The 14,056-nt window shown below is 70.5% G+C and carries 17 protein-coding genes; 2 read left to right on the top strand and 15 right to left on the bottom strand.

Annotated elements, in window-relative coordinates; genetic code table 11:
- Positions 1 to 840, top strand: an 840-nt coding sequence (locus ACFHVL_RS13025) for an IS3 family transposase (RefSeq protein WP_416627904.1), incomplete at its 5' end; no start/stop codon positions are given.
- A 33-nt stretch (positions 841 to 873) separates the two neighbouring features.
- Here ACFHVL_RS13025 and ACFHVL_RS13020 read toward each other — a convergent pair.
- The 13 genes from ACFHVL_RS13020 to ACFHVL_RS12960 all read right to left on the bottom strand — a co-directional run bounded on the left by ACFHVL_RS13020 (position 874) and on the right by ACFHVL_RS12960 (position 10,001).
- Positions 874 to 2,016, bottom strand: coding sequence for an AAA family ATPase (locus tag ACFHVL_RS13020; RefSeq protein WP_416627903.1), 1,143 nt, complete (start codon positions 2,014 to 2,016; stop codon positions 874 to 876).
- A 363-nt stretch (positions 2,017 to 2,379) separates the two neighbouring features.
- The gene (locus ACFHVL_RS13015) at positions 2,380 to 2,655 is read right to left on the bottom strand and encodes a hypothetical protein (RefSeq protein ID WP_416627902.1); all 276 of its coding nucleotides are present in this window, start codon (positions 2,653 to 2,655) and stop codon (positions 2,380 to 2,382) included.
- A 136-nt stretch (positions 2,656 to 2,791) separates the two neighbouring features.
- A complete protein-coding gene (locus tag ACFHVL_RS13010; RefSeq protein ID WP_416627901.1) occupies positions 2,792 to 3,442 on the bottom strand; it encodes a hypothetical protein in 651 nt (216 codons plus the stop codon).
- Positions 3,443 to 3,665: 223 nt separating this feature from the next.
- The gene (locus ACFHVL_RS13005) at positions 3,666 to 4,115 is read right to left on the bottom strand and encodes a hypothetical protein (RefSeq protein ID WP_416627900.1); all 450 of its coding nucleotides are present in this window, start codon (positions 4,113 to 4,115) and stop codon (positions 3,666 to 3,668) included.
- Between the two features lie 174 nt (positions 4,116 to 4,289).
- Complete coding sequence (locus ACFHVL_RS13000; protein WP_416627899.1) at positions 4,290 to 4,640, bottom strand: hypothetical protein; 351 nt, start codon at positions 4,638 to 4,640, stop codon at positions 4,290 to 4,292.
- 4 nt (positions 4,641 to 4,644) lie between these two features.
- Positions 4,645 to 5,100, bottom strand: a complete 456-nt coding sequence (locus ACFHVL_RS12995) for a DUF4262 domain-containing protein (protein WP_123606916.1) — start codon at positions 5,098 to 5,100, stop codon at positions 4,645 to 4,647.
- A 17-nt stretch (positions 5,101 to 5,117) separates the two neighbouring features.
- Positions 5,118 to 6,146, bottom strand: a complete 1,029-nt coding sequence (locus tag ACFHVL_RS12990; protein ID WP_416627898.1) for a hypothetical protein — start codon at positions 6,144 to 6,146, stop codon at positions 5,118 to 5,120.
- A 65-nt stretch (positions 6,147 to 6,211) separates the two neighbouring features.
- A complete protein-coding gene (locus tag ACFHVL_RS12985) occupies positions 6,212 to 6,571 on the bottom strand; it encodes a hypothetical protein (protein ID WP_416627897.1) in 360 nt (119 codons plus the stop codon).
- Between the two features lie 39 nt (positions 6,572 to 6,610).
- A complete protein-coding gene (locus ACFHVL_RS12980; RefSeq protein WP_416627896.1) occupies positions 6,611 to 7,240 on the bottom strand; it encodes a hypothetical protein in 630 nt (209 codons plus the stop codon).
- A 200-nt stretch (positions 7,241 to 7,440) separates the two neighbouring features.
- Positions 7,441 to 8,037 carry a hypothetical protein gene (locus ACFHVL_RS12975; RefSeq protein ID WP_416627895.1) on the bottom strand — a complete coding sequence of 199 codons (597 nt, stop codon included), beginning with the start codon at positions 8,035 to 8,037 and terminating at the stop codon, positions 7,441 to 7,443.
- A gap of 156 nt (positions 8,038 to 8,193) precedes the next feature.
- Positions 8,194 to 9,312, bottom strand: a complete 1,119-nt coding sequence (locus ACFHVL_RS12970) for a hypothetical protein (protein ID WP_416627894.1) — start codon at positions 9,310 to 9,312, stop codon at positions 8,194 to 8,196.
- Positions 9,309 to 9,638: a hypothetical protein gene (locus ACFHVL_RS12965; protein WP_416627893.1), complete on the bottom strand. Its 330-nt coding sequence runs from the start codon at positions 9,636 to 9,638 to the stop codon at positions 9,309 to 9,311. The genes ACFHVL_RS12970 and ACFHVL_RS12965 overlap by 4 nt, the downstream gene beginning before the upstream one ends.
- Positions 9,639 to 9,746: 108 nt before the next feature.
- On the bottom strand, positions 9,747 to 10,001 hold the full coding sequence (locus ACFHVL_RS12960) for a hypothetical protein (protein WP_416627892.1): 255 nt from the start codon (positions 9,999 to 10,001) through the stop codon (positions 9,747 to 9,749).
- An 809-nt stretch (positions 10,002 to 10,810) separates the two neighbouring features.
- Between ACFHVL_RS12960 and ACFHVL_RS12955 the strand changes: the two genes are divergently transcribed.
- Complete coding sequence (locus ACFHVL_RS12955; RefSeq protein ID WP_416627891.1) at positions 10,811 to 11,689, top strand: hypothetical protein; 879 nt, start codon at positions 10,811 to 10,813, stop codon at positions 11,687 to 11,689.
- 668 nt (positions 11,690 to 12,357) lie between these two features.
- On the opposite strand, the gene ACFHVL_RS12950 is transcribed toward ACFHVL_RS12955, so the two are convergent.
- Both ACFHVL_RS12950 and ACFHVL_RS12945 read right to left on the bottom strand, forming a co-directional pair.
- Positions 12,358 to 12,732: a hypothetical protein gene (locus ACFHVL_RS12950; protein WP_416627890.1), complete on the bottom strand. Its 375-nt coding sequence runs from the start codon at positions 12,730 to 12,732 to the stop codon at positions 12,358 to 12,360.
- A 220-nt stretch (positions 12,733 to 12,952) separates the two neighbouring features.
- On the bottom strand, positions 12,953 to 14,047 hold the full coding sequence (locus tag ACFHVL_RS12945) for a hypothetical protein (protein WP_416627889.1): 1,095 nt from the start codon (positions 14,045 to 14,047) through the stop codon (positions 12,953 to 12,955).
- Between the last annotated feature and the right edge of the window lie 9 nt (positions 14,048 to 14,056).

Here is a 14,056-nt window from a genome sequence, read left to right as displayed (position 1 = left end):
CGTTCCTGTGAGCTGCTGGAGGTCTCCCGGTCCGCCTACTACCAGCACCGTGCCGGGCCGTCGCGGCGGGAACGCGACGACGTCGACCTGACCGCCCGCATCGCGGATATCCACGCCGACTCGGCCGGCACCTACGGCGCGCCCCGGGTCCGGGCCGAACTCGCCGCCCAGGGGCGGCGGCACTCCGGCAAGCGGGTCGCCCGGCTGATGCGGGACGCCGGGTTGTGTGGTCGGATGCCGAAGCGGTGGCGGACCACGACCGTGCCCGACCCGGGTGCGGCGTTGTCGGCGGACCTGATCCGTCGGGACTTCGACGTCGCCGCCGGCCGGGTCGACACCCGCTGGTGCGGCGACATCACCTACATCCACACGTGGGAGGGCTGGCTGTACCTCGCCACCGTCATCGACATCGCGTCACGCCGGGTGGTGGGCTGGGCTACCGCCGACCACCTACGGACCGATCTGCCCGCTCAGGCATTGTCCAACGCGATCGCCGTCCGACGCCCGACCGGGCCGGTGATCTTCCACAGCGACAGGGGTTGCCAGTACACGAGTGCGCAGTACGCCCGGCTCGCCGACCGCAACGGGGTGCGGTTGTCGGTCGGTGGGCGGGGTCAGTGCTGGGACAACGCCGTCGCGGAGTCGTTCTTCGCCACGATCAAGACCGAACTGCTCGACCGGAGGGCGTGGCCGACCCGGGCCGCCGCCCGTGCGGCGATCTTCGAGTGGATCGAGGGGTGGTACAACACCCGCCGCCGCCATTCCACCTTGGACTACATGAGTCCGGCCGAGTATGAGGCGACGGCCTATTCCCGCAGGCCAGCCAGCAAGGTAGCGTGAGATCAACTTACCGACCCTGTCCGTCAAACCGGGTCAACCCCAGACGTCGGTGATCCGTTTGAAGGCGAGCAGTTCGCGCAGCTGCGGGGCCCAGCCGATCTCGCCGCTGTCGTACTGGGTGGCGAGGTTGCGGGCGGCGCGGACCATCCGGGAGTCGACGCCGAGCGCGGCGGCCAGGTCGTAGTCGGAGGAGACCTTGACCTGGGTGGAGAACCGCGAGGAGAGGGCCTCGGTCAACACGGCGCCGTGCACGCCGGGGTTGTGGCCGGCGACGACGTAGAAGCCGGGGGCGGCGGTGACGACCCGGCCGGCGGCGGCCTTGAGAATGATCTGCCGTCGGCCGTCCATGGCCGGGTAGACCACGGCGAGGACCTTCGGCTGGATCAGGGTGGCGTCGTCAATGAACAGCACCCCGCCGGCTTCCATCGCCCGGGGCAGCGGGCCCGGCACGAACTCGTAGCCGCCGCTGTCGGTGGGCACGTAGTCCCCGACGATGTCGCCGACCGTGGTGTCGCCGTCGCCGGGCACCGTGTACAGGTCGGTGCCGAACGCGGCCTCGATCAGCGAGGTCTTGCCGGTGCCGGGCGGCCCGTACAGCAGCACGGGCACGTCGGCGTCGCGGAGGTCTCGCAGTACGTCGACGTCGGGGCGCTTGGCCAGCAGCCGCGGGTAGTACAGCTGCCCGTTCGGGCGCCGCACCGGCCCCGTGGTCGGCTTCTTCGGCGCGGGCGCCGCCGGTGCCGCGGGCCGCGGAATCGCAGCCGCCGGCTGTGTGGGGTTGGTGGATGCCGCCGGGCGTGGGGCTGGGGCGGCCGGCCGGGCCGGGGACGCGGGTCGAGCGGTGGTGCTTTGCGGTGCGGGCGGTATCGGCGTCGGGTTCGCCCGGTGCTCCGTCAGCCCGGCCAAGGTGATGCGGTACTGCTTGGGCGAGCTTGGCAGGAGTTCGACGTGGCCGCGCGCGACGAGCCGGTCACACGCCTGACCGATCGCGCCAGAGGACCGTCCGGCGAGGACCCCGGCGATGTCGCCGACGTCCAGGGCGACGCCGGCGCTGGCCAGGACCGCGAGGACCTGGTTCTGCAGCTCGCCGGCGCGTAGCCTCGGCAGCCCGCTGACCGCGTTGATCCCGGCCGCGCCGGCAGGTGTGGCGGGCGCACCCGCTGTCGGTGTCGTCATCGCCGGTCCCCTGACGCCGTCGATCGGTGCGGCGCAGACACGACTACCGTTGCCGCTCTCGCTGATCAAGTCGCGGTCGGGGCTGTGGTGCGCTGGTGTGGGTGGAGAGTCCATCCGTTGTTCCTCCTGAGAAAAGGGACAGGAGGTGGCCACGCCTCCGGCGTGGCCACCTCCCGGTCGGGAATTGGGGTTGGTGCCGCGCCGAACCGCCGTCACGAGGCGGGGCGGACAACCGGTGGCGGTGCCGAAAGCGGGGCGTCGGTCAGCTACGGATGACGCCGCGGGAACGGGTGGAGCTGGTGCCGCTCGCCGGAGTGTCCGGACGTCGAGCGGAGCCGGGATCGGGTGGCGTGGGTGCGCCGGTCACGGCTTTACGTGGTCTGCCACACCCCAGCGGTTGCCGGTGCCGTTGAGGCCGTCACGCGTGCCGCGCGATACGATCTGACCACGCTCGTCGATGATCTCGACGCGCCAGAACACCGACAGGGTGCGGTACTCGCGCTGCACGTGGTGTTGCGCTGCGGTGAGGCTAGGGAACAGGGTCCCTGTACCGGCGGATACCTCACTGATGGGGTGAACGCTCGGGTTTCCCTCCAGATACCGATGCCCTCGGACGGATACAGCGAGGATTCTGAGCATCTCGCCTCCTTTCTGGGGTAGAGGAATTGCTTTAGGGCTCGGCTCGCGCCTTGGCCGTGCCGGCCCGCGGTACCGGGCCTCGCCCAGGCGGGCCAGTACGGCCCGGGGCGCGCCGGGCCGGGTGGCGGGCCGGGTTCTACTCCGGCCACTCCTCCCACGTCCACGTACCGGCGCCAACGGCGAACATGTCGTCGTCGTCCGGGTGGATGACCTCCTGGACGCCCTCGTCGTGGAACAGGAGCACGTTGCCGTCCTCGAGCAGCTGTCCGGCGAGGGAGTCGGGGTGCTGCCCGCTGCGGTGCCAGTCCTCGTCCAGGTCGGCCATCAGCCGGGCGACGATGTCACGGGTGAAGCGGGGCCGGGCCCAGCCGTTCCAGCCCGCCTGCCAGATCTGGCAGGGGTAGGGCCCGCCGTGGGCGCCGGCGATTCGGACCACGCCGGGACGCCAGGGCGACGCGACCGCGGCGCGACTGCCGCCTGGGGTGAGCAGCCGCGCGGCACCGGTGCTGACCGCGGTGGACAGGAGCACGGCGACGGCCCGGTAGGCGCGCTCGATCGCGGTAGCAGCGTCCGCGACGATGCCGTGCACGTAGTCCGGGTCCTGGCTGATGGTGTAGCGCAGGCCGGGGTCGTTGATGTAGCTGGCCTGTTCGATCAGGACCGCGCACAGCCGGGCGGCCTGTGTGTCGGTCGCGGGGACGCCCGGGTCGGTGAGGAGCGAGGTTTCGTCGAGGTCGTAGCCGAACTGAGCGGCCACCCGGACGAGAGGGCTTTTCGACGGAGGCATGGATTTCTCCCAGCGAAGAGGCAGCGGCGCCCACGAAGGCGAGCCCGCCCAGTGGTGGGTGGGCCAGCCTTCGGGGCGCCGCATGCGAATGATTGGAGCTGGATTGACCTGAAAACCTCGGCAGCGGGCTGCCGGAGTGCGCTGTCGCCTACCGGTGGGCTGGCGGCAGACCGGCGGGCCGGCGGCGCGGATTAGCCACCGAGGTTGACGCGCCGGCGCCCGGCTACTGAGTTGCCGGGGACATGGTGATGAGGCTCGGGTCGACGAGGGTGCAGAAGCTTCGGTGGACACCACGCCAGTAGCGGCCGTTGTCGCCGCCGAGCTTGACCAGGGAGACCTTGTCGCCGCTCGTCCGCAGGACGACGTAGAGCTGGCCAGCCTGCCCTGTCCACCGTGGCCCGGCGACCGTGACGACACTGCCGGCCCACAGGGTGACCGGGTTGGCTGGGGCCGGATGCGTGCCGTCCGGCTGTTCGGCAGCGGCGGTGGTCTCCGGCGTGGGCTCAAACATGTCCTTGGGTGCCCGGATGGGACGCCCGCCGCTGACGGGAGCGGCGTCGAGGTTCACTCGGTGAACCTCGACCACGCGATACACGACGTTCTCCTCGCCAGGGCGAGCGAAAACCGGGCTGATGACGACAAGGTCATCCTTGCCGAAGGTGTGACTGGGCATGGAAAGTAACGCTCCTGTGTCGATTCTTGGGCACAACAAAGCCCCATGCGCGGGGCGTGGGGCCAGGCGAATCGCGTCGCTGTCTCCCACAGCGACACCCGGGTTCGTAGTGAACGCGGCGAGGACAGCGACGGCGTCGCCGTTAGAGAGCGGTGCCGTTTCGCGCCCCGCCCGTCACACGGGCGTTTCCAGCACCCCGAGTTCGGCGAGCGGAATGACGAGCGTCCGTACTCGATCGACGGCTGCTTGTCGCTCGTCGAGGAGGGTCAGGGACATGTCCGCCAGTGCGCCGGCGACGAGCAGTAGGTCCTCGGGGACGCCGCCGTTGACTTTCGCCGCGTCAAGCATGTGATTGAGGTCTTGCTGATGCTTCTGTATCAGGCCGGTGTTGAACTCGACGGTCGCGGCGGCGCTGATGAGCGCGGTCACGGCCGGGGATAGCAGATTGTTGTGCAACGCGGTCCAGTTGACGGTCGCGCCAACTTCCAGCGCCAGGTCGTTGATGGCTCCCGTGATGCCGCTCATCGGGTTACGGGCGTCCCAGCAGCGGTTGTACGTGAGCGGGGTATTCGTAGCCGTCGTCCCACGGGAACCGGGAGCGCGGGTCCGGCCACACGATCTGCTGCAGGCGCACGCGATCCTTGCCGTACCGGGCGTGGGCCGCACCGGGAAGCAGCGCGTCGGTGGCGGGCCCCTCGACGATGATCGCGTCGTAGCCGACGAGCAGGTCGGCGACGCGTTGGCCGTGGGTGAACCGCTCGGCCCGGGAGTAGACGCGTCCGGCCATGTCGTTCAGCAATGCCTGGGCGATGAGCGGGTCGAGGCCGGCGATGACCAACTCAGGGAAATCATGCTCGGTCAGGCCGACGGTGTAGGCGAACGTGGAGCCGCTCTCCCCGAGATCGGGTAGTACGGCGGTCACTGCCCAGCCGAATTCGTTGATGAGACGTTGTTGGTTTTGGAGGAACTCCTCGAGGGGTGGCATCTTGTTTCCTTTCTTGTTTAGCGGGCGAGGATGGAGACGGCGTCACCAAGAAGCAGCGGGGCGCCGTCTGGCCCCTTGATGTGTTTGTGGACCCAGATGCGATACCGCCGGCCGTCAGCATCGGAGAGGTGACGCCAGTGACCTTTGACAAAGAACCGGACCCGGTAGTGCCATTTCGCTTCACCGGTGTTGCGGTCGGTGACGGGTTTGCGTCGGCGCAGCATGACAACGCGGGTCAGGTGGACGACCTTGTCTCGTTGGGCGCGGCGGCGGGCGGCGCGGTCGAGCGGTGGGGCGGATACGGTGGCGAGGGGTTGGGCCTGGATGGCCCAGAACGCGTAGGCGATGGCGGCGACCGCGTTGACCCGGACGGTCGACTCGTCGATGCAGAACCGCCCGTCGGGGGCTGGTTCCCACTCGATGTCGTCATCGTCGACCGCAGTGAGGTCGCAACGGGCTTCGACCGACCTGCCCACGGGAATCCGGGCCGATGAGGCCAGCACGTACGGGCCGAAGTCCGCCGCGAGTTGGGCGTCCTGTTCGTACTGGGCTCGGAGGCGGGCGGCGCTGGGGTCGAGCGGGTCGTTACGGTCGGCCCAGCCGGTGATCCACCAGTCGGTGCTTCCGGTGCCGATGTTGTGCATCTTGGCCCAGGTGACCGCGCCTATCGATGCGACCTGGCCGTGTGTTCCACGGTGGTAGATCGGTTCGGGCAGGAAGAGGACGCCGCTGTCGCTGGGGGCGATGTCGTCGGGGATGAGGTCGCCGGTCAGGTCGAGTGCCTCGGCGGCGGCGGCCACGATCGCGGTCATCTCGGGGGCCAGCACGTAGGGATCGCCGAGTTGCCACGGCTGGTGGGCGAGCTTGTCGACGGCCGCGAGCACCTTCGGCGTTGTCGTCGCGACGGTCTCCTCGAACGCGGCGTCGAGGTAGGCCTTCAGGTACTGCTGGGCGAAGCGGGTACGGCTGTAGTCGACCATCCGTGACTTGAGGTGGACGGCGGCGCGGGCGTAGCCGGCAAGGGTTGTCTCTTGGTAGAAGCTCAAGGCGCCTCCATGGGGTTGTCGAACCGGCGGCGGAACCGACCCCGGTCGCTGGTCTGTTCGGGACGTCAGGCCGCGAGGCCGAGGGTGGCCATGGGCTGCCGGCGGGGCAGCGGTACCGGCGCCGGCGGAACGGGGCGCGCGGGCCGGAACCAGCCGACGAACCTCTGCGCGGCGGCAGCGACGGCGGTGACGCGGGCGCGTCCCGGCGCGAACCGGTGCGGGCGGGTCGCGGCCTGCTGCGCCCGCTGCGCGTCGCGCAGTGGCGGGCAGGGGTAGGCCTCGTGAACGCAGCGCAGGTTGGCGCAGCGGCCGGGATGGCGCGGGTGGGGCTGGTGATCGGCGGTGACCCGGACGGCCATGCGCCAGAGCATCGGGTCGGTCACGGTCACGGTCACGGGCTCGGGAGCGGGGGTGGTGGGCAGCATGAGGGCGGGTCCTTTCGGCGACCGGGATCGGGCGGGTGGTCACCACCCCTCGGCCGTCTCGGCACGTGGCCTGGGAGCCGTCCTCCTCGCCGTTCGGGCCGGGCGATGGTGACCGCACCGATCGACGCTCGACTCTGCGGAAAGATCAAGTCGTCCAGGGGCGTCGGCGGGCTCCGCGTTCCCGCACGCGGCTTGCGGACCGGCCGAAGTCTCGGTGTGCCCGTGGGTGTCTCTGCGGATGAGGAAGCAGTCGGGCACGGCGGGGTCGTCGTGCCGGTAGTCCTGCAGGCGGGTGTCGTAGTGCGCGGGGTGGCCGCAGTGGGCGCAGCACAGCGGGACCTCGCGGTCCAGGTGCTGCCCATCCGGACCCGCGCTGGTGGTGTGGTCGTGAGCGCTGAACGTGCAGCGGCCGTAGGTACAGAACGGGCGGCCGGGCGTTCGTAGCCGCCGGCTGACCTCGTCCGTGACGGCGTTGGCGAGGTCGAGGTCAGCCTGGCTGCTGTAGTGGGGCAGGCCGGCGGCGTCGAGGTAGCCGTTCGCGTCGAGGTAGCAGTGCAGGTCGACGAAGCTGCCGATACCGGGTGGCACCGCTCCCTCGGTGATGTCGCCGTCGATCTCGGTCATGATGTGGTCGGCGTAGCGGGCCACACGTGGGTCCCCGGTGTGCATCGGATGCTGCTCCTTACTGGTCGATCGAATGCTTCGGCGGGGCGCCGAAGCCGGTCAGCCGGTGGTATTCGTGGGCGGGTGTTTCACGGCGGTGCGGGCGGCGGCGCTGAGCTGGGCGCGGGGTGCGGGGCCCGCCCACCCAATGCCTGGGTGAGCGGGCCGTTCATCACCAGTGATGGGCGCACTGCGTGGCGGGCGCGCTAGACGCGTTTGGCCAGCTCGGTAAGGGCGCGCAGCCCGACGACGACGCCGCGCCGCTGGCCCCACCGCGGCAATTCGGGCCAGCTCTGCGCGGCCGACGGTTGGCCATGGCGTACCCGCGCGACGCGGTGCAGCCCCAGGTCGGTGTCGACGGCGGCGGCGATGCGGACCTCGCGGCGCAGCACCGCGGGGGCCTTGGCGAGATCACCGCGCCGGTAGCCGGGGGTCACCGGTCCAGCCCAGCCCTCGAACAGCAGGCCGAAGCCGACGAGTGCGCGGCGGTCGCGGGCCAGCCAGTCCCGCAGCCAGACTCGGGCGTGCGGTGTGGCGAGCTGCCGGGCGAAGCGCCGGAGTACGACCGGTACGGGCAGCGACTCGCCGGGCCGGGCCGGGTCGGACGCGGTCCACAGGTCCGGGGCGGCCAGGCTCGGGTCGACCTCAAGCGCCCCAAAGCCGGAGCCGGCATCGGTGGCGAGGTCGGCGCGGTCGAACAGGCCGAACACGACCGGGGGCTGGTCCCAGCCGTACTGGTCGGCGGCTGACTCGACGCCGGTCAACACCGCGGGTATCGCGGCGCGGGTGGCAGGGTGCAGCACAGTTGTCCTCCTTGCGGGTAGGTGCGGCTCGAACGCAATGGCGATCCGAGCCATGGACGGGATGGCGCAGGTGGCCCTGGCTCGGACCGGCGGGACGAACCACACGCGAGCGACCGGTGTTGATCAAGTCGCTTGGGTCGTCCGGCGTGAGGCCGCTCAGCTCCGGCGGCCGCGTCGAGGGGGCGCCGTGGTCGCCGCCTCGTCGGCCGTCCACGTGAAGCCGGGCAGCGGAAAGGCGGCGCCGGGCAGGTCCACCAGGTGTGGGTGCAGCCGGCCGTACTCGGCGCGGCTGATCTTGCCGATGAGCAGCGAGTCGCCGACCGCGATCCGTGGGGTGACCCAGGCGGGAACGGCGGCCAGGCGCAGCGGACGCGGGAGCAGCCCAGCGTCGGCAAGCAGATGTCCGAGGTAGACGGTCATTCGAAGCCGGGCGACCGCCACGGTCAGCGGGTCGATGTCGACGCCGTCGACTCCGGCGAGGATCCGCCGGATCGCCTCGCCGGGCGGGAGAGTGTGCCCGCCGGTGATCGGCGGTTGCTCAACCGATCGGGCGTCCATTCGGCCGGCGGTGTACCACTGCCAGAGGTAGTCGACCGCCCGGACCAGGTAGTGGCCGGTGCCGACGGTCGGGTCGATCAGCCGCAGCACGGGCTCTTCGCGGAAGGTGTCGGCGGCTGGGCGGAGGGTGCGATCGAGGATGAAGTCGGCGACGTAGTGCGGTGTCTGCACCAGGGCGTGACGCGCCCGCCGCTGCGGGGACAGGATCTGCAGCAGGTCGCCGATGACCCAGCCACTGATCGACGGCGGATAGCCGTCCTGGTCGGGCCAGGCCAGCGACGGCGCCTGGGTGGCCCACCACCTGATCAGGTCGTCGCAGGCGGCGGCGCTGGGAGCGCCGGCCCACAGCATCGGGTTGTACTCCGGGTGCAGCAGCCACTGGGTGCAAGGGTGCCGGGTGAGGGCTTCGAAAGCGCGGCCGAGCCACAACGGCGCGCTCGCGGCGTTGCGCACGATCCCGGGCGGTGCGCTGCGCAGCAGCGGCTCGACGAGCTGGTGGTCCTCGGCCCAGACGGCGACGCAGGACAGGTAGAGCCAGGCGGCGGCCACCTGTTCCCGCCACTCACGCTCGGCCGTGACGCTGAGTCCGTCGGGAGGGTCTTTGAGCGTGACCGTGGCAGCCAAGGCGTCGACCTGCCGTTGCAACGCACGGTGGAACGCCCTGTCGTCGGCGGGGTTGGGAGTGCCTGGCCGTCGCTGGCTACGGCGGGCGGTCACGGCTGCTCCTCGACCATGGTCGCGGGCGTCCAGCGCCACTGGTAGGCGCCGACGGCGTAGTGGTCGTCGGCGTCGGCCGGTACCCGGTCCTCCTCGATCCACCGGCTGCTGTCCTCGCCGGTGTCCGCTTCCCACTGCACGCTGACGAAGCCGGCACCGAGACGCAGGACGGGGTGTTCACCGGGCATGTCGCCGATCGACAGCCCGTGCAGGTGGTCGGCCATGCGTTCGACCTCGTCGCGGGTCTTGCGCTGCCGGGGGGTGGCGGCGGCGTGTTCGGCCAGCGGGAGGATCTCCTCCACCCGCCACCAGAGTCGACGCGTCATCGTCGTTTGGCTCCTTACATGCGAAAGGCCACCCGGGCGTCGCGCGGGACGCGGGCCGGGTGGCCGTTGGTGAGACAGGGGTGCGCCGTCGGTCGGCGCCGTGGTGCGTTACCGCCGTGGGCGGCGGGGCCGGCGGCGGCCCGGCGGCAACGGGTTGCCGCCAGTGACGTGCTGCGCCCGAGCCGCCGGTTCGTCACCGCCGACGGCTTCCTGCCGTCCGGCCAGCGCGGCGGGTAGTGCGGTGGCCGCCGGGTCGTCGATCAGCGGCGGCCGGCCGAGGTGCGCAAAATCGAGGGCGTGCCGGCCGAGGTCACGTAGGGCATCGTCGAGGTCCTCGTCGATGTCGGCGAGCAGGTCGCACACGGCGGCGAGCGCTCCGGCGGCGGCGCGGAACTGCGTAGGCGGCCGGCCGGTGAGCCGGTCGCGTAGCTGCTGTGCGGCGTCGGTCAGCAGGCGCTGAATCCTGCTTGTGGCGGTGTAGCGGGCGGCGGCGGCGATCCAGTTGTAGGTTCCGTCGTTGCCCTGTCAACGGCAGCGCGGTGACCTGGGCGTCCAGGGTTGCCGGTCAGCGGATGGCGGCTCGGTCGTCCAGGGTTGCGTGGCAGCAGTGGTTGGGTGCTGTGACGTTCGGGTGTAGTGGCAGGTGTGGCAGTGACGGAGTTCGGTGGCCTCACCAGGACGTTCGCAACTGGCACCCACCGGCGTTATGAATGCGTTTCCCCGGCACGCCGGCACTCTCGGTGATCGCATCCGCGTTGTTCTCACGCGTGCAAGCGTTATCCGCGGCTATGAGCGTGCGCCGGATCAAGCGACCGACCGCCTCCGCTGCTCGGTGTCCGAGGGCTTGGCGACGCGTGGACCGGATTTGGCTGGCAGAGGCGGCGGCTCTAACGGTGGAAGGGCCTTGATGATGCAAGGACGCTGGTCGGGCCTGGTGCCGCGCAGTGCGAGCCACAGGAGGAGACAGTTGCGGACTTCCCGAGCCACGGGCGCCATCACTCGGGTGAGCACGGTCGTGGTGGCCAGTGCGGCCAGCGCGAGGCTCAGGAGACTGCTTGCCATGCCGCCTATGGGAGCACCTCGCACGGCTGCTGGCCCACTGCGGCTTGTCCACGACGGGTGGACAAGAAGACCTTGACGGCCCGGATGCAAACCCCTCTATGGTGGCGCGCGTGAGTATCCTGGACGAATGGCAGAACCCTGCCTGGAGGGGAACCCCGTGCACTTCCGACGCGTGGCCGTTTTCCCCCGATATCGCGGTGTTCGAAGCGCGGCGCGCCATTGGCCAACTGGTCAGGACGTTGGGCGAGGCGAATCCGTCCGGCCTTGAGTCATCCGATGTGGACCCAGTGCTGCGCTACATCCGTGCGGCGCGCGATCTGGAAAAAATCATGGGTGTCATTCGAAAGGATCTTGTTGCCGAGGCTCGAGCGCGCGGCCTGACGTGGGAGATGATCGGTCGTAGTGAAGGAACCGGTAGGAGAGCGGCCCACAACGCCTACAGTGACGGGCTCCCAGATGGGCGTCTGGAGCAGCTGAGAGACGAAGCGTTTGTATCGTGGATGGCGAGGCAGGCCGTTAAGCCGCATCGGCCTCCGGAGCAGGTCAGCGGCGATCTAGACGGGTCTACGCCTCTCGATCGGCTCGCGTACCTGGTCCGCCATGCCTGGCATACCCTCACCGAGGTCGATGAGCTGCTGACATTGACCGAATCCAATCACAGGAACGCACTGGATGTCTTGGAACGGCCATGCCGCAGGATCGAGCGGACCATGACGGCAGTGACTCTCGATCATGCCATGTGGGAGGCAATGGCTGACTGGTCCGGTCGGCCGGGGACCAACGATCGGGTGAACTACCATGCGCCCACCACGTATCAGCTACACGTGATGAGGCTGCTCCTATTCGCGTTGCTGCACGCACCCGAGGAAGGTTCTGCGGATATCGACCATTTCCGCATGTTTCTTACCAAGGTGCGGCAAGTTTACGCTACCGTGCTCCTCATCCTCGAACGCCCCGACGTCGGTTGGGCGATACCGTCGCCCGAGTGAAGTAGTGCCATGGTGTGCTGGTATGGATCATAGGTGGCGTCGGTCACCGCGACCGTCGTCGGCACGCGCCCGGTAAAGCTTCTGCGGAACCTACACCAGTTCGCGACGTGCTCGGGCTGCTCGATCGCGGCCTCGGTCAGCCGGTCGTTCGCCAGGCGGTAGCCGGCGGCGCCTGCGGCGCGCCGCAGGAACGTGTCGTCCATGAGGCAGTCACCGCCCCGTGCGCCGTGCGCCGTGCGGCAGGTGCGGTGGATTCTGGGTTCGGGATCATGTCGGGTCCTTCTGCGCGTCGGTGGCGCGCGGTTCGGACGCGAAAGCCCCGGCCGGGGCGGCTCCTGCTGACACGGACCGGCGCACGGCCGGCGGCAGCAGGTGCCCGGGCCGGGGCGATCGTGTCAGGTGGAACGAGCCGGTTGAGGCCGTCGGGACTACGACGGCAGGTGGTGCAAGGCGGAGGGCCGCGGCGGCGACCTCGAGCGGGGACAGCACGGCGGCGTGCGGGTCCGCCGCCCAGGTACCCGGCCAGCGGGCGGGGCAGGGTGACGCCACCATGGCCGGGCCGGCCGTCGCCGAAGGTGTGCCCAGGCGTTGGGGAGCTGCGGTGAGGGCCGGCGTGCGGTGCGGGGTACGGATGGCGGGGTCAGGATGGGCGAGAGGCGTGTCTGCTTCTACTGGGGGGTCGTGTCGGGGTGCTCGGCTGCCCAAAGCCGGGTGAGGGAGCGCAGGTGGTCGATCTGCGCGGCGCGGCGGGCGAGCAGCGCGTCGAGGCGGGGTCCTCGTGCGTGGAGGACGCCGGTGTTCTCGATGAGGGGAATCTGGTCGTGGCGTCCGGCGGCGAGGACCTGCTCGACGTCGCGCAGGCTGCGGTCCAGCGGTGTGATGAGTCCGGCGATGAAGCCTTCGGTCATCTCCAGGGCGGTGAGCGCGGTACGCAGTTCCGTGGCGAGCGTCGGCGTGCCGGGGTCGGCGAGTAGTGCCTCGGCCAAGTGCTGGGGGTTGATCCGTTCGCGGCAGTACTTGGCGGCGAGTCGGGTGTCGATCACGGGGGTGCCCTTTCTGCTGTTCGGGTCGGGGAAAGGCCCGGCCGGGCAGGTGCCGGCCGGGCACGGGTGGTGGTGTGGTCAGCGGAGGTTGTTCGGGTGAGCGGGGTCCGCCGGCGGCCGGTCCCGGCCACCGGGGCGGTCGTGCGGCTGATGCTGTGCGGTGGTGATGAGCGCGCGCGTGGCGGGCGATGGCGACGCTGGGTAGGTGTGGCGGGTGGCGTCAACGCGTGTCGGGCCCGGCCGTGTCAGTTGGGTCGGGCACCCGGTGCCAGGCGCCGTCCAGCCACACCTGCCAGTGGGTGCTGAAGGTGGCCTCGACGGTGGCCAGGTAGGTAGCCAGGCTGGTCCACGCGGCGGGCTGCTGGGGCCGGTCGAGGCCGGTGAAGACGACGAAGTCGCCGCAGGAGTCGCCGTCGTCGTCGACCGACCTGGCCAGGAATGCGCCGGCTGGCAGGGCGGCGATCTGGCGGGTGAGGTCGTATTCGGTGACCAGACGGTCGAGGACGGTCTCCTCGTCGGTGGGCTGGCGCCGGTAGCGGCATCCACGCACGTACTCATCCAGGTCACGCCGGCTGAACCGGGCGGGATCGTGGTAGCTGAGCCAGGTCCCGCCGCCGCGGCCCTCGTTGTGGATGACGCCGATCCGGGTGCCGTCGAGACGGAGTGTGGCGGTGAACGCGACCCCACGGTCGGTGGGGAGTTCGTCGAGGCTGGTGACGGTGAGCCGGTCGTGGGGCGCGTGCAGCGGGCTGTGCCGCAGCGGGATACGGGCGGGTTGCTGGGCCGGGGTGGGTGGTGTGCCGGCGATGCGGGCGCAGTCGGCGGGGTCGACGGCGCGCCAATCCCACACCCAGCCGCAGATCGTGTACCGGCCGTCGGCGTCGGGGCAGATCCGGGAGATCCCGTCGGCGTCGCCGTGGACGCGCCGTTCGTCCAGGATGATGTCGTCGCCGTCGAAGTACAGCGGCGCGCACACAAGGTCGAGTTCGGCGTCGAGAGCCGGCCCGCGCAGACCGTCGCCGTGCAGCCGCCGGCGGGTCTCATCGCGCAGGCGTTCCTGGTCGGCGACGATCGCTTCGGCGACGTCGCGTTCGCAGGAGAACACGGCGTACTGGCCGTCGTATCCACGTTGGGCGTCGAGGCGTCCGACGAAGCCGACTGGGTGGCGGGTCCGGCCGTGGTGGTCGTAGGCGGTCCAGTCCCCGGCGAAGATTCCGATGTCGCCGATCATGATGTGGGTGGCGGCGAGATGGCCGCCGACCGTGGGATCGGCGGGGTGCTGGCCGCGGGTCGGTGGGGTGGTGTGGTCAGGCACTGACTCTCT

The sequence above is a fragment of the Micromonospora sp. LOL_023 genome, from assembly GCF_048060115.1.
Lineage (GTDB): Bacteria > Actinomycetota > Actinomycetes > Mycobacteriales > Micromonosporaceae > Micromonospora_E.
The sequence above is the reverse complement of the archived record's forward strand: the minus strand, read 5'-3'. Positions and strand labels throughout refer to the sequence as shown.